Below are 19,805 nucleotides of genomic sequence, written 5' to 3'. Positions count from 1 at the left end.
AGGCCGAGGAGATTCACCCTGCCAAAGGAGGTCCGAACACAATGAGCATGCCGCTTCGCCAGAGCCTTCGCATCGGGGGCTATATCCTCCGCAACAAACTGCGCGGCAGGGAGAAGTTCCCGCTGATCGTGGAGTTGGAACCGCTTTTCGCGTGCAATCTGGCCTGCGCGGGATGCGGGAAGATCCAGCACCCCGCCGACACGCTGAAAAGGCGCATGCCCGTCGAGCAGGCCGTCGCCGCCATCGAGGAATGCGGCGCGCCGATGGTCTCCATCGCGGGCGGCGAGCCGCTCATGCACCCGAAGATCCACGAGATCGTGAACGAGCTCGTGAAGCGCAAGAAGTTCGTCTTCCTGTGCACGAACGCGGTGCTCATTCCCCGCCATATCGACAAGTTCGAGCCGTCGCCGTACTTCGCGTGGGCCGTGCACATCGACGGCCTCCGGGAACGGCACGACGAGTCGGTCTGCAAGGAGGGCGTCTTCGACGACGCGGTCGCCGCCATCAAGGAGTGCAAGCGGCGCGGCTTCCGGGTCACGACCAACACGACGATCTTCAACACCGACACGCCGCAGACCGTCATCGACGTCATGAACTACCTCAATGACGATCTGCAGGTCGACGAGATGATGATCTCGCCCGGCTACGCCTACGACAAGGCGCCCGACCAGGAGCACTTCCTCGGCGTCCAGGAGACCCGCGAACTGTTCGGCAAGGCGTTCGCGAACGGCAACCGCAAGCGCTGGCGCCTCAACCACTCGCCGCTGTTCCTGGACTTCCTGGAGGGGAAGGTCGACTTCCCCTGCACGGCGTGGGCGATCCCGTCCTACTCGCTCTTCGGGTGGCAGCGCCCCTGCTACCTGATGTCGGACGGGTACACCCAGACCTACCAGGAGCTCCTGGACGAGACCGACTGGGAGTCCTACGGGCGGGGCCGCGACCCGCGCTGCGCGAACTGCATGGCGCACTGCGGCTACGAGCCCACGGCGGTCATGGCCACCGTCGGCTCGCTGAAGGAGTCGCTGCGGGCCATGCGCGACACCTGACCGGAACGCCCGGAGAGTCGGGGTTCGCCCCACTCTCCGGGCGCACATGATCTACCATCCGGTCATGGCGGACGAGTGGCCTCCGGCCGAACTTGACTTCGACAAGCCCACGATCGCGCGGGCCTACGACGCGCTCCTCGGCGGCAAGGACAACTTCGCCGCCGACCGCGCCCTGGCCGACCAGACGGCCGAGCTGATCCCGGGACTGCGCGAATCCGCCGTCGAGAACCGCAAGGTCCTCGTCCGCGGCGTCCGCTACCTGGCCCGCGAGGCGGGCATGGACCAGTTCCTCGACCTCGGCAGCGGGCTGCCCACCCTGGAGAACACCCATGAGGTGGCCCAGCGCGAGAACCCCGAGGCCCGGGTCGTCTACGTCGACATCGACCCCCTCGTCGCCGTCCACGGCCGCGCGCTGCTGGCCAGCAACGACGCCACGAGGGTGACGACCGGCGACGTCCGCGACCCGGCGGCCGTGCTGGCGGACCCCGCCGTCGAGGGCTTCCTCGACTTCTCCCGGCCGGCCGTGGTCATGATGGTCGGGATGCTGCACTACCTCTCCCCGGACGTCGTCGACGGCGTGGTCTCCGCCTACCGCGACGTCCTGGCCCCGGGCAGCCACCTCTTCATGACGTCCCTCGTGGACACGGGCCTGCCCCAGCAGCAGGAGCTGGCCCGCATCACACGGGAGAACCTCGAGGAGGGGTGGGCGCGCACCCCCGCCGAGATCGAGGCCCAGTTCGGCGACTTCGAGCTGGTCGACCCCGGCGTGACCTACACGGCCCTGTGGCGTCCCGACTCTCCCGTCGACCCGGACAACCTCACTCCGGGCGAGCAGCTCGGGATGGCCGGGATCGCCCTCAAGCGCCGCTGAGCTTCACGGGCCGGTACGCCTTGTACTCGCTGCCGGACGACAGACCGTAGTCCCGCGTCCGGTAGTCGGTGCCGTACCGGCCCCGCTGCTCGTAGGCCCAGTACGACGTGTGCCGGCTGTTGGCCCACTTCTCGAAGATGACGACGTGCCTCGTCGTGTTGGTGCCCTGGGCGTCCATGACGAGGTCGCCCTTCTTGAGCTCGGACATCTTGATCCGCTTGGTGAAGCGCGACGACGTCAGCCCGACCGTGTTCGGCCCCGGCTTCGGCAGTCCGAGGGTCATGGCGACGAAGCCGGAGCAGTCGGTCCGGTAGCCCTCGTGGTAGTCGGACTGGCTGTAGCGCACCCGCTCGTCGCTGTGCGGGTTCCAGGTCTTCGCCCGCGCGATGACCTGCGACCGCTCATCAACGTCGGACTTGCCGGCCTTCTCGGACTTGCTGGACGTGGTGGACTCGCCGGGGTCGGCCGCCCGCGGCTTCGGGACGCTGTGCACGGCGGCGGCCGACGTTCCGGTCTCCTCCGGCGACTTCGCCGCCTGGACGGTCGTGGCGGCCACGCCGAACACGGCGAGACCGATCAGTGCGCCGTTGGCGCGGGGGCTCAGGCCGAACGGACCCGGGCGTTTGCTGTGCTTGCCTTTCAAGGGGGGCTCCTTCTTCCATAAGCCGCCTACCGGGTTAGCTGACGGGTTCGGACGTGGAAGTCGCCCTACGGCCTGGAATCGGCCGATTCACCCCAGTGAGGGTGGGTCCCCGGCTCCGCACTACGGCGGACTCGGCGGTTGCCGCTGCGAGAGAGAGCGGCGTTGCTGTTGTCAGGCCCTGCGGAAGGGCGCGGGCGGACGCGATCGTCGCGCGCCGCCGGACGGCACGTGGAGCGCGCCGCCGCCACCGGCTCCGAGCCGGGTGGAACAAGAACGCCTGGGAAGCGCCTTGGCGGGGGCCAAGCTACTCACATCGCCAAGAGATGGCAAACCCCCGCAAAATCAAACTCCCAGCTCAGGCACCCTGCCGCCGGCCCGCCAGGGCCCGCCGGCCCTTACCGGGAAGGCCCTGCGGGGCTCTGCTCGGCGGGCGCCGGAGCGGGCAGGACGATGCGGGGGGTGAGGGCGAGGCGCAGGCCGAGGACGCCGTAGGAGAGGCCGAGCCAGGCCGTGCCCGGGAGGGTGCCGCCGTCGTCGCCGATGACGGCCTGCCCGATGCCCGCGACCGGCAGCCACAGCCCGCAGAGCAGGAACTGCCAGCGCAGCAGGCCGCGGTAGCGGCCGACCCTGGCGACGGCGATGCCGAGGACCAGCATGCCGAGCATCGACAGCGGCCAGCACATGTCGAACGGGATCACCCAGCCCGGGGTGTCGCCGTCGTAGGCGACCGCCAGCGGGCACCAGACGAGCGCCGGGCCGAACAGGACCATCTCCACGATCGCGATGGAGCGGCCCTTGCCCCCTCCGGTCGCGTTCGTGGACAGGACGAGCGCGACGAGGCACAGGACGCCGAGCAGGAACGCCATGCTGCCCCAGATCTCGACCGGGACGATCTCGTCCTGGACCTCGTTCCCGGCGATGAGCAGGCCGGTGATCCAGGCGGCGGTGCCGGCGACGGCGGCGGCGCCGGTGAGGCGGGTCCGGAGCAGGAGCCCGCCCGGCGCGGAACCGGACGGCTCGTCCGGATAGACGGAACTGGGCCGGACGTGTACGGTCATCTGTCTTCTCCCTGTGCGGGGCGGCGCCGGATCGCGCCGCCATGACCCCGACGCTCCGTCCCCGATGTCCCGGGCGCCCAGTGACGGCGGCGGCGGGCGCGCCCCGGACCGCGCCTCATCCGCCGGTGACCGGTGTCCCCGGTCGGCAGGGACGCCGCTCCCAGGTGGCCGGGACGCCGCGCGCACCATGCTGGCCGGGTGAGGAGCGCCCTTCCGGCGCCTCGGGCCGAGCGGCTCCTGAGGGCGTCCGCCGTCGTGGTCGCCGCGCTGTGCGTCGCGGCGACCGTCGCGACGGTCTGGCTGGACGTCCTCATGGCGGGCGGCGACCGGCCCCCGGACCCGCTCGACTGGGCGCACTGGGGCTCGGCGGGCTCCGGGCTGCCGGTGGCGGTCGCCGGCGGCGTCCTGGCGACGCGGCTGCCGCGGCACCCGCTGACGTGGCTGCTGCTGGCGGGCGGGTCGATCGCCGTCGTGGACGGGATCACCGCGGCGTACGCGTCGCTGTCGGTGCTGGAGCACGGCGGCGGCCTGCCGCTGACGGCGTTCACCGTGTACGCGGGCGCCCGGTTCGGCCCGATGATCAACATGATCGTGCCGCTGACGCTGATGTTCTTCCCGGACGGGCGGCTGCCGTCGCGGCGCTGGCGCTGGCCCGTGGCGGTCGCGATCACCGCGCAGGCGATCGGGGTCGTGGCGCTGCTGATGGTGCCGTGGCGGGTGTTCTCGCACGGCGAGCCGCTCACGCCGGCCCTGCGGGACGTCCCGCTGGACCCGCTGACGCCGCCGCTGCCCGACGCGCTCTGGCCGGTGTCGGGCCTGATGTTCTGGATCGGCTTCCTCACCTCGTTCGGGGTGTCGATCGCCGCGTTCACCGTGCGCTTCCGCCGGTCGGACGCGGTGCGCAAGGCGCAGTTGCGGTGGATGCTGCTGGCGCTCGCGGCCAACGTCGTCCTCATCGCCGCCGGGGGGCTGCTGACGGAGGTGACGCCGCCGTCGGTGAACTGGTGGATCGGCGACATCTCCCTCGTCCTCATGCACGCGGCGCTCGCGGCCGCGGTGCTGGTCGCGGTCGCCCGGTACCGGCTGTACGACGTGGACCTCCTGCTCGGCTGGACGCTGCTGTACGCCGCCCTCGCGACCGCCGTGGTCGGCATCGACGTGGCGGTGTTCGTCGGCGTCGGGACGTTCATCGACGAGCCGCTCGCGGCGGTGGCCGGCGCGGGCGTCGTCGCCGTGCTGTACGCGCCGCTGCGCCTGCGGCTCCAGCGGTGGGTGAACCGGGTGCTGACCGGGCGGGCCGAGCCCTACGACGTCGTGTCGGCGCTGGCGCGGAGGCTGGAGCGCTCGATGGGGCCGGACGAGATGCTGCTGGAGGTGGCGCGGGCGGTGGCGGAGTCGTTCCGGTCCCCGTACGTGCGCGTGGAGCTGGACCGCGCCGACGGCCGGACGGTCGCGGTGGAGCACGGGACGGCGCGCGACGACGTCGTCGTCCTGCCGTTCGGCTACCGGGGCGCGGCGATCGGGCGGCTCGCGCTCGTCCCGCGCAGCGGGTCGCGGCTGCCGGCCGCCGACCAGCGGCTCCTCGCCGACGTCGTCCGGCAGGCGGCCGCGGCGGCGCGCGCGACGGCGCTGACGGAGGAGCTGCAGCGCAGCCGGGAGCAGCTCGTGACGGGCATCGCCGAGGAGCGGCGGCGGCTGCGCCGCGACCTGCACGACGGGCTGGGGCCGTCGCTCGCCGCGGCCGCGCTGAAGATCGAGGCGGCCCGCAACCTCGCACCGCGCGACCCCGGCGCCGCCGACGCGACGCTGCGCTCGGTGCGCGGCGACCTGTCGGACGTGCTGTCGGACGTCCGCCGCCTCGTGCACGACCTGCGTCCCCCGTCCCTGGACCAGTTCGGCCTGGTCGGGGCGGTGGAGCAGCTCACCGAGCGGTTCCAGGACCGGACGCTGCGGGTGCGGCTGCGCTGCGCGGGCGACCTGCCGCCGCTGCCCGCAGCCGCCGAGGAGGCGGCGTACCGGATCGTGGCGGAGGCGCTGGCGAACGTGTCGCGGCACGCCGCGGCGGCGCACTGCGAGGTCCGGCTGCACGTCTCGGAGGACGCGCTGGAGGTGGAGGTCGCCGACGACGGCCGGGGCGTCCCGCCGGGCGCCCTCGTCGGGGTCGGGCTGGTCGGCATGCGGGAGCGGGCCGAGGAGCTCGGCGGGCGCTGCACCGTCGCGGCGCGTCCGGGCGGCGGCACGCGCGTCCGCGCCGTCCTGCCGTTCGGGCCGAGCCCGGACGAGCGGGCCCGGCCGTCGCTCACCGGGAGCGCGTCGTGACCCCGCGCGTGCTCCTCGCCGACGACCACCCCGTCTACCGGGACGGGCTGCGCCTGATGCTGGACTCCACCGGCGAGGTCGAGGTCGTCGGGACGGCGCCGGACGGCGCGGCCGCCGTCGAGACCGCGGCCCGGCTGCGCCCGGACGTCGTCGTGATGGACCTGCAGATGCCGCGCCTCGGCGGCGTGGAGGCGACCCGCCGCATCCTCGCCGCGCGCCCGGAGACCGGCGTCCTCGTGCTGACCATGCACGAGGACGACGAGAGCGTCTTCGCCGCGATGCTCGCCGGCGCCCGCGGCTACCTGCTGAAGGGCGCCGACCAGAACGAGATCCTGCGCGCGGTGTCGGCGGTCGCCGCCGGCGAGGTCATCTTCGGCCCGGCGCTGGCCGGCCGCGTCTCCGCCTACTTCGCGCGGATCGCCGTCGCCCGCCCCGCCGACGCGCCCTTCCCGCAGCTCACCGCCCGGGAGCGCGACGTCCTGGAACTGATCGCCCTCGGCCTGTCGAACCCGGCGATCGCCGAACGCCTCGGCCTCTCCCCGAAGACCGTCCGCAACAACGTCTCGAACATCTTCGCCAAACTCCAGGTCGCCAACCGCGCCGAAGCGATGGCCGAGGCCCGCGACGCCGGCCTCGGCCCCTGACCCCGGGGCTCAGGCGAAGGCGACCTGCGCGGTCGCGTGGCGTTCCTCGCGGTGGGTGGCGACGTGCAGGTCGGCCCCGGAGCCGGACGGGGTGCCGCGGATCGCCAGGTGCTCGCCCGCGAACACCGGCCGCCGCAGCCGGTAGGAGAGGGAGCGCACGCGGGACTCCGGGGTGTGGCGGCGGGGCAGTTCGAGCATGAGCAGGGCGAGCAGCGGCCCGTGGACGAGGAGCCCGGGATACCCCTCCTCGTCCCGGGCGTACGGGGCGTCGTAGTGGATGCGGTGGGAGTTCGCGGTGAGGGCGCTGAAACGGAACAGCAGGACCGGGTCCGTCCGCACCGCGAGCCGCCATGGATCGGCGGCCTGCGGAACGGTCGTCCGGTCGAGAGACGCCGGGTGCTGCCCGGTCGTACGCCCCGACCGGTAGACGATGTCCTGCTCTTCGACGGCGCAGACGCGTCCACGCTGCCGGAACTCGTGCCGCTCGGTGACGAAGAGCATCCCGCGCTCCTCCTTCACGGCGACCGACGTGAGGCTGCTGACGCGTTCGGCGTCCTCGCCGAGCCGCAGCGGGGCGGTGATCTCGCACCGGCCGCCCGCCCACATGCGCTGCCGGTCGGGGAGGGGCGGCATGAAGTGCCCCTGCGCCGGATGCCCGTCCGCGCCGAGGGCCTGCCGCGGCGGCCAGGCGAGGAAGTAGAGCCAGTGCCACAGCGGCGGAAGAAGTCCGTCGGCGGCCGCGTCCGGTAGGCCCAGCACCACCGAGAGAGCCGCGGTGGGACCGGCGTGCATCGGGTCGGCGACCGTGACGGGCTCGGGGGCCCAGGAGCCGACGTACGAGCCGAGCGGGGACGGCGAGGAGGCCATGTTCAGTCCTTAGAGTCCGGTGCGCTCCCATCATCGGAGGTCGTCCGTGATGGGATTGCACCGGCCTCCGCGACCATGGACGCCGCCACTTCGGAAGGAGGGCCGAGCATGAGCGTCATCGACATGCTTGCCGAGGACGAGCAGTTCGTCGTCCGCACCGTCCGCGACTTCGTCGACAAGGACGTGAAGCCCGTGGCCCGGGACCTCGAGCACGCCGACGCCTACCCCGGGGCCTTGATCGAGAAGATGAAGGAACTCGGCATTTTCGGCCTCGCCGTCCCCGAGGAATACGGCGGCAATCCCGTCTCCATGCCCTGCTACGTCCTGGTCACCGAGGAATTGGCCCGCGGCTGGATGAGCCTGGCTGGGGCGATGGGCGGCCACACGGTCGTCGCCAAACTGCTGCTCCATTTCGGCACGGACGAGCAGAAACAGCGGTACCTGCCGCGCATGGCCACGGGCGAGATCCGGGCCACCATGGCCCTGACGGAACCGGGCGGCGGCTCTGACCTCCAGGCCATGCGCACCACCGCCCGCAGGACCGCGGACGGCTATGTGGTCAACGGCGCGAAGACCTGGATCACCAACTCGCGCCATTCCAAGTTGATCGCCCTGCTCTGCAAGACAGACCCGGAGGCGAGTCCCGCCCACAAGGGAATGTCGATTCTCCTGATCGAGCATGGTCCCGGCCTGACGGTCTCCCGCGACCTGCCGAAGCTCGGCTACAAGGGCGTCGAGAGCTGCGAACTGTCCTTCGAGGGCCACCGTGCCCCACTGGACGCGGTGCTCGGCGGCGCCGAGGGCGGCGGGTTCGCGCAGATGATGAAGGGCCTGGAAACCGGCCGCCTCCAGGTCGCCGCCCGCGCCCTCGGCGTCGGCAGGGCCGCGTTCGAGGACGCGCTCGCCTATGCGCAGGAGCGCGAATCGTTCGGCAAGCCGATCTGGCGGCACCAGTCGATCGGCAATTACCTCGCCGATATGGCGACGTCCCTGACCGCCGCCCGCCAGCTCACCCTCTACGCGGCCCAGAACGCGGAGGCCGGCCGCCGGGTGGACATGGAGGCGGGAATGGCGAAGCTCTTCGCCTCCGAAACGGCCATGCAGATCGCGCTCAACGCCGTCCGCATCCACGGCGGCTACGGCTACTCGACGGAGTTCGACGTCGAACGCTACTTCCGCGACGCCCCGCTGATGATCGTCGGCGAGGGCACCAACGAGATCCAGCGCAACGTCATCGCGAGCCAGCTGATCAAGCGCGGCGGCCTCGGCTCCTGACGAGGCCGCCGGGGCCGCCGCTCACGTAATGGCTCGGGTCAGTTCCGCCGTGTCGTCCAGGTCGTCGAGGGCCAGGCAGCGGGTGCGCCACGTGGTGAGTCGGCCGCCGGTCAGGGTGTCGAACTTCCTGAGCACCGCGTCGGGGGAGAGCGGGCGTGCCGGAGAGCCCAGGGCGTCCACGACGCGGTGCGACGAGCGGCCCGACGGCGTCTCGATCGTGACGCGGGCGGCCCAGTGGCCGGGGAGCAGGGCGTCCAGCTCCGGGTCCGGGGTCAGGGTCGTGGGCGGGACGCCGGCGGGAAGGCGGGCCCGGCGGAACGTCGACACGTCCTCGGGAACCCCGGACAGGACGGCCGCCACCGCGAAGGCCGCGCCGGCGGACGCCTCGGCCGGGCCCGGCACCTCCCTGTCGGCGTTGACGAACGACATCAGGCCGGCCGGAAGGGCCACCTCGACGTGGGCGGCGTTCCGGACGTCGAGCGCGAGCAGCGCGTCGATCACCGCGTGCAGCGGACGCGCGCAGGGGTACGGCTTGAAGCCGCAGCGCTCCAGGTGGACGCCCTCGGCCGGAGACGCGGGCCCGGGAGGGCGGCCGAGCGCCGACGCCGCCGGGCCGTCCAGCAGCGCGGGGCTGCCCGTCGCCCCGGCGCGGGCCAGGTACGCCGCCTCGACGCCGTCCGCGGCGGCCCGTCCCGGCAGCAGGTAGTGCGCCTCGCCGAAGGAGCCGGTCGACAGCAGCCCGCCGAGGCCGGCCGCCGCCAGCGCGAGCGCGGAGGCCGACTGCTCCCCGTCCAGGTCGAGCAGGACGGCGGTCGCGGCGGCGGCGCCGAGCGGGCCGAACAGGGCCGTCGGCCACCAGCCGGCGCCGTACAGCGACGCGCCGCCGAACCGCAGGCCCGCCTCCACCACCGCCTCGTAGCCCGCGAGCACCGCGTCGACGACCGCCGCCCCCGGACGTCCCTCGCGCTCGGCGACCAGGAGCGCCGCGGGGACGACCACCGCCGCCGGGACGACGGCCGCCTCGGCGTGCAGCGCGTCGAACTCGTCCAGGTGCGCCTGGGCGGACCAGCGCAGGACGCGGTCGCGCAGCGAACCGCCGTAGTACCGGGCCGCCGACTCGGCGATGGGGTGGGTGGCGCCGGAGACCGCGCAGCCCATCGTGTCGAGGACGTGCAGGGCCGCGAGCCGCCGCGCGTCCCCGGACGCCGCCCGGGGAGCGCGCGCGGCCCGGGCGGCGATGTCGCGCAGTGTGCTCACAGCCGCGGGAGGACGTCGCCGCCGACGGCCTCGATGAGGTCGTGCGGCGGGTCGTAGGAGCCGACGTGCTGCAGGAACACCCCGGACGCGCCCGCCTCGAACGTCTCCCGCAGCCGCTTCGCGATCTCTTCGGCCGTGCCGATCAGGCAGAAGGTGCGGGCGAAGGCGAGGGCGTCCGCGTCGGAGACCCAGCGGCCGGCGACCTTGACGGCGCGGTCCCAGTCCTCGGCGTGGAGGAGGTCGGGGTAGACCTCGTCCACCTGGTCCGGAACGGAGAGGTGGACGCCGGCGAGGGCGAGGAACGGTGCACCGCCGTTCTGCGCGATCGAGGCGCAGATGGGCTTCAGTTTCCGGGCGGAGGCGGTGACGTCGTCGGTGACTTCGCAGAACGCCGAGACCGTGAGCGGGATGTCGTCGTCGCGTCCGGCCTCGCGCGCACCGTCCCTGACCTGCCCGGCCGCGGCGGCGAGGATGTCGGGGGAGACGCCGCTGAGGAGCACGACACCGTCGGCGACGGCCCCCGCGAGCCGCAGGTTGCGCGGGCCGCTCGCCGCCAGGTGGATGGGCACGGACGGCGCCGGGTCGCGCAGCCGCGACCGCACCTCGCCGTAGTCCCATTCGTCTCCGGCGAGCAGCGCCCGCACCTGCGCCATCCGCTCCGTCATCTCCGCGCGTGTGCTGGAACGGAGCCCGATCGGCGCGACGGAGGTGTTGCCGACGCCGAGGCCGAGGGTGAAGCGGCCGGGCGCCAGCTCCGCGACGGTCCGCGCGGCCGACGCCACCACCGACGGGTGCCGGGTCGCGACGTTGGTGACGGCCGTGCCGAGCCCGATCCGCTCGGTGCGCAGGGCCGCCACCGACAGGACGGAGAAGACGTCCCGCCACAGCAGCTGCGAGTCGGGGACCCAGACCTCGTCGAACCCCAGCTCCTCGGCCCGCGCCGCGACGGACGCGAGCCGGTCCGGGCGGTCGCAGGCCGGGATGCGGATGCCGACCCGCCCGCCGGCCGCCGCCGCGCCCTGGTCCGCCGCCGTCACCGGGTCTCCCCGAGGAAGTCCAGGTTGAGGCGGTTGAAGCGGGCGGCGTGCTCGTGCTGGGGCCAGTGGCCGCACTCGCCGAAGATCTCCAGCCGCGAGCCCGGGATGCTGTCGTTCATCCGGTGGGCCTCGGGGACGTCCCCGAACGGGTTCTGCGCGCCCCACACGATCAGCGTGGGCGCGGTGATCCGCCCCATCTGCTCGGCGGTGAGCAGGTCGGGCCTCCGGTTCTCCATCTCCTGCAGGCACAGCAGGTTGTCGACGCGCTTGACGAACTCGGGCCGGTGGTAGATCGCGTGCCGGACCTCGACCAGTTCCTCCGACACGTCCTTCGCCGGGTCGTGCATGAGGAGGTGGAGGCGCTTGCGGGTGAGGTCGATGTCGTCCTCGGCGACGGCCTTGCGGGTGCTGGTCTTGATGCGCTCCATGACCTCGGGGTTGGCGACGGTCCCGCCGGGCGCGACGAGCGTCAGCCGCCCGACGCGGTCGGGGTGGTCGGCGGCGAGCCGGCCCGCGACCCAGCCGCCGAGCGACTCGCCGACGAAGTGGGCGCGGTCGATGCCGCAGGCGTCCAGGTAGGCGAGGACGTGGTCGACGTAGCGGGGGATGCGGTACGGCTCGTCCACGCCGTCGGTGTAGCCGTGGCCGAGCATGTCGACGGCGTGGCAGGCGTACCGTTCGGCGTGCGCGGGGATGTTGCGGACGAACGCCTCCAGGTGGCCGCTGGTGCCGTGCAGGAACACGACGGCCTCACCCGTCCCGGCCTGGAGCGCGCGGGTGCGGACGCCTCCCGCGTCCACGAAGCGGACGGCGTGGCCCACGCCCGCGAGGTCGGTCCAGATGCTCATGCGTTCTCCTTAGATGTGGCGGGCTCGACGACGGCGACGCCCATTCCGGTGAGCCATTCGGGGATGGCGGCGTAGGCGAGGGCCTCGCCGCGCGCGCCGGGTCCGAGGGCGGCGAGCATGGCGATCCACGAGCGGATCTCCTGCGCGCCGTTGCCGGCCTCCGCCTCGATGTCGTCGGCGGTGCGGTCGAGGACGGGTCCGAGGTCGCCCTCCTCGACGAGCTTGAGGAACGCCTCGTCGAACGACGGGTTGACGTCGGCCTCGGCGGCGCGGATGATCTGCCGCCGCCGGACCTCGTAGTCGCCCCAGGACCCGCGCCCGTTCAGCCACGCCTCGACGAGGAAGCGGTCGTCGTCCGAGAGGGTCTCGAACCACTTCGGCCAGGGCAGCCGGTGCGACAGGCCGCCGGACGCGACGACCGCGACGCGCTTCCCCGCGCCGTCGGCGGCGATCGCCCGGCCGAGCGCGGCACCCAGTTCGTGGCAGCGGCGCAGGGACGGCAGCGGCGGCGCGAACATGTTGATCACGACGGGCACGATCGGGACGTCGAGGTCCGGCACCAGGTGCTGCAGCCCGTGCGTGATGCCGTGGTCGACGGTGAGCCGCAGCGAGAACGCCGGGTCGAACCCGTCGTCCACCAGCGACGTGACGAGGTGCCGGGCCAGGCCGGTGTCGGCGGGCAGCGGCCCGCCGGGCGTCCCGGCCTCCCCGGCGCCGAGCACCTCGCCGACCCCGACGGTGATCGCGGGCATCATGTCGAGGAAGAACCCGCGGAAGTGGTTCGACCCGATGATCACGACGGTGTCGGGGGCGGCGGCGCGCAGCCGGTCCCGGGCGCGCTCCAGCCCGGCGCGGAAGCGGTGCGCGCCGTCCAGGTGGTCGACCTTGTCCCAGTCGGTGTTCATCAGGGTGCTGTGCGAGGCACCCACGCCGAGCACGATGTCGCTCATCCGTTCCTCCAGCGCAGGACGGACGGGGCGGCGGCCCGCCCCGTCATCGGGAAGGCCGTCGCCGTCCGCCCGCGCGGGGCGGCCGGAACGGGGGTCAGGGCCGCTCGGCCGCGAGCCCCTTCAGCAGGACGTCGAGCCCCGCGTGGAACTGCCGGTCCGAGGGCAGCCAGGCCAGCTCGGGCGACAGCTCCACCATGTTGGGGAACTCGCCGGCCGGGAGCGCCGAGTAGAAGTGGGCGCGCTGGCGGCGCAGCTCGGCGGCGTCCGCGCCGTCCCCGCCCCACGGGCGCGGCATCTGGTAGGCGGCGAAGCCCAGCGCGTACGTCAGCAGCAGCCCGTAGACGCAGACGGCGTCGGACGGGGACAGCCCCGCCTGCCGGAGCCGCGCCAGCACGCGCTCGAACGCGCCGCTCAGCGACTCGCGGCTCGCCGTGGTCCGGGTGGACAGCAGCCGGACGACGCTCGGATGCTCGCGCATCATGGCGAGGAACGCCTCGGCGATGCGGCGCGCCTCGGTGATGGGGTCGGGCCCGATCTCGTCGGGGAGCCGCAGGTTGCCGAGCACCTGGTCGGCCATCCCGTCGAGGATGTCGTCCTTGTTCTTGAAGTGGCGGTACAGGGCCATCGTGCTGAAGCCCAGTTCGCTCGCGAGCCGCCGCATGGTCAGCCCGTCGAGGCTCTCCCGGTCGCCGATCTCGATGGCGGCGTCCAGGATGTCCTGTGCCGTGAGCGCCTTGTCCGGACGGCGTCCTCGGGACGGGGGTCGCCGTGTCGCCACTCTTCGCTCCGTCTCGCCCAAGATCGTGAACTCTTCTCCGCTCAATCTTGCCCGGGATCACAGGCCCGCGTCCGCTCTTGTCCGGGTACAGGTGTTGATCGTCGTGCGCAGCACGTGCCGGGTGAGCCGGCACATCTCCCGGAGGTCGACGACGTTCATCCCCATGGGGAAGTCGACGGGCAGCGGCGCGTCCGCGCCCGCCCTGGTCATGCCGATCCGGGCCGTGGGCAGCCCGCGGTTCCGCAGGATGTTGGCGTCGGTCGCGCCGCTGTTGCCGAGGATCGGCTCGTGCGCCCGGCCCTCCTCGGCCTCCCACGCCTCGATCGCCGCGCGGACGATCCAGGCGTCCGGGTCGGTCGCGGTGCCGGGGATCGCGAGGACCATGTCCCAGCCGATCTGCAGCCGCGGGTGCGCGGCGGCGATGCGCGCGATCGCGTCGCCGAACTCGCGCTTGACGCTCATCGGCGTGGACGCCGGCGACGTCCGCAGGTCGAGGACGAACCGGCACGTCGCGGGCGACACGGCGGGCATCCGCATGAAGCCGCCCTCGATCGCGCCGATATTGCCCTGCGGCGCGACCGTCCCGGACGTGTGCCGGGCCGTGTACTCGGCGAACCACTCCTCCAGGGCCGCGGCGACCGTCCCCGCGCCGAGGATCGCGTTGCGGTAGTCGATGCGGTGCCGGCTGCCCGCGTAGGAGTAGCTGCCGCCGACGGTGACCTCGAACCAGCACAGGCCGACCTCGTCCCACGAGACCGCCCAGCCGGGCTTGGCGATCAGCGCGAAGTCGGCCCAGACGCCCTGCTCCAGCAGGAACGAGCAGCCGCTGCCCTGCCCGGCGTTGTACCGGCGGACGTGCGGGGCGGTGCGCTTGTTCGTCGGCATCCCGCCCGCGCCCAGCCCGAGGACGACGTCGCCGCGCAGCGGCGTGCCGGCCCGGTGCAGGATCTCCAGCGCGGCGACCAGGCAGGCCGCGTGCCCCTTGGGGTTGCTCGCGCCGAGGCCGATCACGTAGTCGCCGTCCCGGACGGGCTTCGGCTCCATGTCGTAGCGCAGCGCCGCGCCCACGTGCGGCAGGTCCTCGCCGGGGTTCCCCGTGGTGAGCGTGTCGATCGGGGCGTAGAGGAGCAGGTCGGGGCCGGTGCCGTCGCCGCGCAGCCGGGCGATCGCGTTGCCCTGCCCGTCGTCGATCGGCTGGTAGCGGGCGTCGATGCCGGAGGCGGCGAGCGCCGACACGACCCAGCGGGCCAGTTCGCCCTCCTCGCCGGTGGGGCTCGGGATGCCGGTCATCCCCGTGATGATCTCGGCGAGCCGCTCGGGGTCGATGAGCTTCTCGGCGTCCCGCAGCAGGGCCAGGCGCGCCTCGTCCAGCGCCGTCATGCAGTCTCCTTCTCGTCGTGGGCGAGCCGTTCGGCGGCGCGTTCGGCCAGCCCGGCGGCGGCGTCGAGCTTCCACGCGTTGCCGGGCAGCGGGTGCCCGTACCTGGTGAGCTGGGCGTCCACGGTGGCGCGGAGCGCGGCCGGGTCGAACGGCCGCCCGTCGAGGTCGCGCTCGGCGTCGGCGGGACGCCACGGGGTGGGGGCGAGCGCGCCGAACACGATGCGGGTGTCCTCCCAGCGTTCGCGCGACCGGCTCGACGCGGCCACCGACACCACCGCGAAGTCGCCCTGCCAGAGCGCGAGCTTCTCGAACACGCAGGCCCGGCCCGGTTCGGGGATCCGCACGGACACGACCAGGTCCGCCGGCTCCAGCACCGTCTCCCCCGGCCCGGTATAGAGGTCCGCGATCGGGATCCGGCGCCCGTCCGACAGCTCGGCGGACGCGTCCAGCGCGACCAGCACCGTGGCCAGGTCGGACGGCGTGACCGCCTGGCAGCGGTGCCCGTCGACGGCCGCGTGGTGGAAGCGGTGGTCGCCGAGGATCGCGTAGCACGGGCTGGACGCGCCGTTGCGCTTGTAGCAGGGGAAGTCGTTGCGGAAGAACCAGCAGCGCTTGGCCTGCAGCAGGTTCCCCGCGACGGTCGCCGCGTTCCTGACCTGCGGCGACGCGATCGAGTCGGCGGCCTCGGCCAGGGCCGGGACCGACTCGGCGAACCGCGCGGACAGCTCGGCCAGCGTGACGGCCGCGCCGATGACGACCGTCCCGTCCGGTTCCTCGGTGATGTCGCGCAGGCCGGGGAGGAGTGCGGTGGAGACGAGCCGCTCCGGCGCGATCAGCCGCTGCCGGCGCTGGAGCAGCACGTCGGTGCCGCCGCCGATGGCCGTCCCGTCCCGCAGCGCCTCGCGCGCCTCCGCGACGGTCTCCGGCCGGGCGATCTCGGCGAGGCCGGGGGCGGGCGGCGCCAGCTCCGGGTACCGGCCCTGCCGGCCGAACCGCGTCCCCCAGCGGTGCAGCAGCGCGTGGACGCCGCGCGGGTACGCGGCCCGCATCAGCGCGATCCACCAGCGGGACGGCCGCCGCCGCAGCCGGTGGTCGCGGACCCGCCCCTCCTTCTCCGCGAGCGCCGCCAGCACCTTGTCCGGGGTGATCGGCAGGTCGCGGACGCGGACGCCGACCGCGTCGTACACGGCGTTCGCGATCGCCGCGCCCGGCGGGATGATCGGGATCTCGCCGACGCTCTTCGCGCCGTACGGCCCGGCGTCGTCGTGGCTCTCGATGATGAACGGCCGCACGTCCGGCACGTCGGCGGCGCGCGGCATGGCGTAGTTGATGTAGGCCGGGTTGACGACGCGCCCCTCGGTGCGGATCAGCTCCTCGCCGAGCGCCGCGCCGAGCCCGTGGACGGCGCCGCCGATGATCTGGCCTTCGGCCATGACGGGGTTGATGGCCCGGCCGATGTCGTGCGCGGCGACGTAGTCGAGCACGGTGACCTTCCCGGTCCGGACGTCGACCTCGACCTCCGCCCCGTGCGCGGCGAAGGAGTAGGTGGGCGACAGGTTGGCCTTGTCCTCGCCGGGCGTGATCGTCTCGGTGCCCTCCAGCTCGTAGCGGGTCTCCAGGCTGAGACCGCCCTCGGCACCGGCGAGGTCGGCGAAGCTCACCGAGTCGCCGCCGCAGTGGGCCGCGCCGTCGCGCAGCTCGACGTCCTCGGGGGCGCAGCCGAGCTTGCCCGCGGCGAGGTCCCGCAGCCGGCCGGCCATCTCGCGGGCCGCCTGCCCGGTGGCCATCCCGGACATGTGCGTCGCGCGGGACGACCAGGCGCCGAGGTCCAGCGGCGTCAGCTCGCCGTCCATCGACAGGACGTCGACGTCCTCGGGATCGACGCCGAGTTCCTCCGCGGCCATCTGCGCGAGGATCGTCTTCTGGCCGGTGCCCGCGTCCGACCCGCCGAACCTGACCCGCACGCGGCCGTCGCCGTCGACGTCCACGCCCGCCTCGCTGACGTTCGACAGCGGATAGGCGTAGGCGCCCGACCCGTGCGCGGCGGTGGACACGCCGACGCCGCGGCCGGGGGTCTTCGCGGCGCGCTTGGCGTCCCAGTCCAGCTCCCGCCGGACGGTCTCCAGGCAGTCGACGAGCCGCGTCGTCGTGACCCGGTAGCCGCACAGCGTCTCGGTGTGCGGCGGGACGGCGTTGCGGATCCGCAGGTCGATCGGGTCCATGCCGAGCCGCTCGGCGATCTCGTCGAGCTGGGACTCCATCGCCAGCGTGACCTGCGGCGTCCCGTACCCCCGGTACTGCCCGCCGGGCTGCGTCGCGGTGTCGACCAGGCGGGCGTCGAAGCGGACGCCGTCCGCCCGGTACACCGACCCCAGCGTGATGATCCCGACCCGCATCACCGACGAGCCCATGTGCGAGTAGGCGCCGTTGTCGACGTTCACCTCGGTCTCGAACGCGCGCAGGTTCCCGTCCGCGTCGGCGTAGGTGCGCAGCCGCGTCTCGAAGCGGTGCCGGGGCTTGTTGGACGCGAACTCCTCCTCCCGCGTCAGCGAGATGAGCACCGGCGTCCCGGTCTTGCGCGCCAGCGCCGCCGCGAGGACCTCGTGCTCGGACGCCTTCGACTTGGAGCCGAAGCTCCCGCCGGTCGCGACCTCGCGGCACACGACCTGGCCGTGCTCCAGCCCCAGCAGGTGCGAGACCTCCTTGGCGATGAAATAGGGCGCGTGCGTGGACGTCCACAGCTCCATCACCTCCCGGCCGGCGTCCCACCGGGCGAGCGTGACGTTCGGTTCCATGCAGGCGTGGGCGACGCTCGGGTAGACGAAGTCGCCCTCGACCATCACGTCCGACGCCGCGACCCCGGCGTCCGGGTCGCCCCACGTGCTGTTCCACCGGATCGCGACGTTGCGCTCCGCCGGACGGTCGTGGAGCGCGCGGGCCCGCGGCGCGAGCGCCTCGGCGATGGTCAGCGGCGCCCGCAGCGGGCGGATCCGCAGCCGGATCGCCGCGACCGCCGCGCGGGCCTGCTCGGCGGTGTCGGCGGCGACGGCCGCGATCTCCTGCCCGATGTAGCGCACCACGCCCGCCGCGAGCGGCGGCCGGTCGGACATGTGCCCGCCGCGGTGCAGGTAGGTGATGCCGGACGGGAAGTCGTCCGCGGTGATGATCCCGCGCACGCCCGGCATGCGCAGGGCGGCGGCGACGTCCAGCCGCGTGATCCGCCCGTACGGGACGGGCGAGCGCAGCACCGCGGCGTGCAGGTGCGGCGGACCGGTGAGGTCGTTGACGTAGGGGACGCGTCCGAGCGACCGGTCCCGCCAGTCCAGCGGCCGGACACTGCGCCCGATCTGGATGGTCACTCGGCCTCCCTCCGCGCCCGGTCCGTCGCGCAGACGGCCTCGACGATCGCCGCGTAGCCGGTGCAGCGGCAGATGTTGCCCGACAGCTCCGCCCGCACCCGGGCCCGCGCCCGCTCCGCGCCGGCGGGGAGGCCGACGCGGAGCAGGGCGGTGGCGTGGACGACCTGCCCCGGCGTGCAGAAGCCGCACTGGAACGCGCCCAGGTCGGCGAACGCCGCGCGCAGGTCCGCGGACTCCTCCGCGAGGCCCTCGGCCGTCGTGACCTCGCCGTCCACCAGTTCGACCGGCGTCGAGCAGGACAGCCGGGGACGGCCCGCGACGAGCACGGTGCAGGCGCCGCATTCGCCGCGCTCGCACGCGAGCTTGACGGACGTCGCCCCGAACCGCTCCCGCAGGACGGCGGCGAGGACGGTCCCGGGAGGCGCGGCGGCGTCGCCGGTCTCCCCGTTGACGGTGATGTTCATGAAGGACCTCGCAGGAAGGACGGATGGACGGGACCCGCCGCGGCTACTCCAGGTCGGTCTCGGTGAGGTCGTCGGAGTTCGTCTTGTCGAACGGCCGGGTCTCGATGTTCACCACGCTCGGCGCCTTCTTCCCGTCGAGCTCGCCGACCATCGTCTGCAGCGCGGTCGCGCCCCACTTCTTCGGCTGGAGCGCGATCTCGAAGCCGACCCGCCCGTCCCGCACCATCGCGAGCGTGGACGGGATGCCGTCGAAGCCGGTCACGGTGATCCGGCCGCTCTTGCCGGCCTCGTTGATCGCCTGCACCACGCCGGTGAGGAAGTCGTCGAGGTTGGCGTAGACGACCTTCGCGTCCGGGACGGCCGACAGCGACGCCTTGGTGGCCTTCAGCCCCTCCTCGGAGGTGAGGGCGGAGACGTTGACCTCGTGGGCCACCGTCATGTCCGGGCAGTCCGCCGAGCCGACGACCGCCTTGTAGGCCTTCGTCATCTCCTGGACGTAGGGCGCCGCCGACGGCCCCTTGATCATGATGATCTTGCCCGTGCCGACCGTCTTGCACGTCCACTCGGCGATCTGCCGGCCTGACTTGCCCCAGTCGTTGCCGATGTAGGACGCGCGGCTGGACTTGTCCTCCACGTCCCGGGCGACCGTCATCACCGGGATCTTCGCGGCCTTCGCCGCGTTCAGCGGAGCGACGATGGCCTTGGCGTCGATCGCGGAGACGAGGATGCCGTCCACGTTCTTCGCGATCAGGTCGTTGATGTCGTTGGCCTGCTTGAGCGGGTCGCCGCCGGCGTCGGTGAACACGACGTCGACGCCGAGCTTCTTCGCCTCGGCCTGGATGCCCTTCTGCATCCCGGAGTACAGGGCGATCCGGGGCGCCGCGAAGCTGACGCCGATCGTCTTCCTGCCCTTCTTGGACGCGTCCGAGCCGCTGCAGCCGGTGGCGGCCAGCCCGATGCAGAGCGCCGCCGCGGCGACGCCGCGAAGTCGGGTCATGCGCATGGTGTG

At 73.3% G+C, this 19,805-nt stretch carries 17 protein-coding genes and 1 riboswitch; of the genes, 5 read left to right on the top strand and 12 right to left on the bottom strand.

Annotated elements, in window-relative coordinates; genetic code table 11:
• Positions 1-41: 41 nt before the first annotated feature.
• Both hpnH and ABFX46_RS02890 read left to right on the top strand, forming a co-directional pair.
• Entirely contained in the window at positions 42-1,046 is a 1,005-nt protein-coding gene (hpnH, locus tag ABFX46_RS02895; RefSeq protein ID WP_346039757.1) for an adenosyl-hopene transferase HpnH, read from the top strand.
• Between the two features lie 64 nt (positions 1,047-1,110).
• Complete coding sequence (locus ABFX46_RS02890; protein WP_346039756.1) at positions 1,111-1,917, top strand: SAM-dependent methyltransferase; 807 nt, start codon at positions 1,111-1,113, stop codon at positions 1,915-1,917.
• Here the strand turns inward: ABFX46_RS02890 and ABFX46_RS02885 are convergent.
• Complete coding sequence (locus ABFX46_RS02885; RefSeq protein ID WP_346039755.1) at positions 1,904-2,560, bottom strand: hypothetical protein; 657 nt, start codon at positions 2,558-2,560, stop codon at positions 1,904-1,906. The genes ABFX46_RS02890 and ABFX46_RS02885 overlap by 14 nt on opposite strands.
• A gap of 7 nt (positions 2,561-2,567) precedes the next feature.
• Positions 2,568-2,707: riboswitch (cyclic di-AMP (ydaO/yuaA leader) on the bottom strand.
• Positions 2,708-2,955: 248 nt separating this feature from the next.
• Positions 2,956-3,618: a hypothetical protein gene (locus ABFX46_RS02880; RefSeq protein WP_346039754.1), complete on the bottom strand. Its 663-nt coding sequence runs from the start codon at positions 3,616-3,618 to the stop codon at positions 2,956-2,958.
• Positions 3,619-3,816: 198 nt separating this feature from the next.
• On the opposite strand from ABFX46_RS02880, the gene ABFX46_RS02875 reads away from it, so the two are divergent.
• Together ABFX46_RS02875 and ABFX46_RS02870 are read left to right on the top strand one after the other, a co-directional pair.
• Complete coding sequence (locus tag ABFX46_RS02875) at positions 3,817-5,937, top strand: sensor histidine kinase (protein WP_346039753.1); 2,121 nt, start codon at positions 3,817-3,819, stop codon at positions 5,935-5,937.
• On the top strand, positions 5,934-6,581 hold the full coding sequence (locus tag ABFX46_RS02870; RefSeq protein WP_346039752.1) for a response regulator transcription factor: 648 nt from the start codon (positions 5,934-5,936) through the stop codon (positions 6,579-6,581). Before ABFX46_RS02875 ends, ABFX46_RS02870 begins: the two co-directional genes overlap by 4 nt.
• Before the next feature lie 9 nt (positions 6,582-6,590).
• Here ABFX46_RS02870 and ABFX46_RS02865 read toward each other — a convergent pair whose 3' ends face one another.
• Complete coding sequence (locus ABFX46_RS02865; protein ID WP_346039751.1) at positions 6,591-7,448, bottom strand: HTD2 family dehydratase; 858 nt, start codon at positions 7,446-7,448, stop codon at positions 6,591-6,593.
• Positions 7,449-7,556: 108 nt separating this feature from the next.
• Between ABFX46_RS02865 and ABFX46_RS02860 the strand changes: the two genes are divergently transcribed.
• Positions 7,557-8,723 (top strand): acyl-CoA dehydrogenase family protein, encoded by a 1,167-nt coding sequence (locus ABFX46_RS02860; RefSeq protein ID WP_346039750.1) that lies wholly within the window; start codon positions 7,557-7,559, stop codon positions 8,721-8,723.
• Positions 8,724-8,744: 21 nt separating this feature from the next.
• Here the strand turns inward: ABFX46_RS02860 and ABFX46_RS02855 are convergent, their stop codons facing one another.
• The 9 genes from ABFX46_RS02855 to ABFX46_RS02815 form a co-directional block, all read right to left on the bottom strand.
• Positions 8,745-9,980 carry an MmgE/PrpD family protein gene (locus ABFX46_RS02855; RefSeq protein ID WP_346039749.1) on the bottom strand — a complete coding sequence of 412 codons (1,236 nt, stop codon included), beginning with the start codon at positions 9,978-9,980 and terminating at the stop codon, positions 8,745-8,747.
• Entirely contained in the window at positions 9,977-11,017 is a 1,041-nt protein-coding gene (locus ABFX46_RS02850) for an LLM class flavin-dependent oxidoreductase (RefSeq protein WP_346039748.1), read from the bottom strand. The genes ABFX46_RS02855 and ABFX46_RS02850 overlap by 4 nt, the downstream gene beginning before the upstream one ends.
• Positions 11,014-11,865, bottom strand: a complete 852-nt coding sequence (locus ABFX46_RS02845; protein WP_346039747.1) for an alpha/beta fold hydrolase — start codon at positions 11,863-11,865, stop codon at positions 11,014-11,016. Before ABFX46_RS02845 ends, ABFX46_RS02850 begins: the two co-directional genes overlap by 4 nt.
• Positions 11,862-12,815: a DODA-type extradiol aromatic ring-opening family dioxygenase gene (locus tag ABFX46_RS02840; protein WP_346039746.1), complete on the bottom strand. Its 954-nt coding sequence runs from the start codon at positions 12,813-12,815 to the stop codon at positions 11,862-11,864. Before ABFX46_RS02840 ends, ABFX46_RS02845 begins: the two co-directional genes overlap by 4 nt.
• A 94-nt stretch (positions 12,816-12,909) precedes the next feature.
• A complete protein-coding gene (locus ABFX46_RS02835; protein ID WP_346039745.1) occupies positions 12,910-13,593 on the bottom strand; it encodes a TetR/AcrR family transcriptional regulator in 684 nt (227 codons plus the stop codon).
• Positions 13,594-13,650: 57 nt separating this feature from the next.
• Positions 13,651-14,973: a M20 family metallopeptidase gene (locus tag ABFX46_RS02830; protein WP_346039744.1), complete on the bottom strand. Its 1,323-nt coding sequence runs from the start codon at positions 14,971-14,973 to the stop codon at positions 13,651-13,653.
• A complete protein-coding gene (locus tag ABFX46_RS02825; protein ID WP_346039743.1) occupies positions 14,970-18,332 on the bottom strand; it encodes a molybdopterin cofactor-binding domain-containing protein in 3,363 nt (1,120 codons plus the stop codon). Before ABFX46_RS02825 ends, ABFX46_RS02830 begins: the two co-directional genes overlap by 4 nt.
• Complete coding sequence (locus tag ABFX46_RS02820) at positions 18,329-18,796, bottom strand: (2Fe-2S)-binding protein (RefSeq protein WP_346039742.1); 468 nt, start codon at positions 18,794-18,796, stop codon at positions 18,329-18,331. The genes ABFX46_RS02825 and ABFX46_RS02820 overlap by 4 nt, the downstream gene beginning before the upstream one ends.
• Positions 18,797-18,839: 43 nt before the next feature.
• Entirely contained in the window at positions 18,840-19,793 is a 954-nt protein-coding gene (locus ABFX46_RS02815; RefSeq protein WP_346039741.1) for a substrate-binding domain-containing protein, read from the bottom strand.
• Between the last annotated feature and the right edge of the window lie 12 nt (positions 19,794-19,805).

Source organism: Actinomadura chokoriensis (assembly GCF_039529475.1).
GTDB classification, from domain to species: Bacteria; Actinomycetota; Actinomycetes; order Streptosporangiales; family Streptosporangiaceae; genus Spirillospora; species Spirillospora bangladeshensis.
This window is presented reverse-complemented; position numbering and strand designations above follow the sequence as displayed.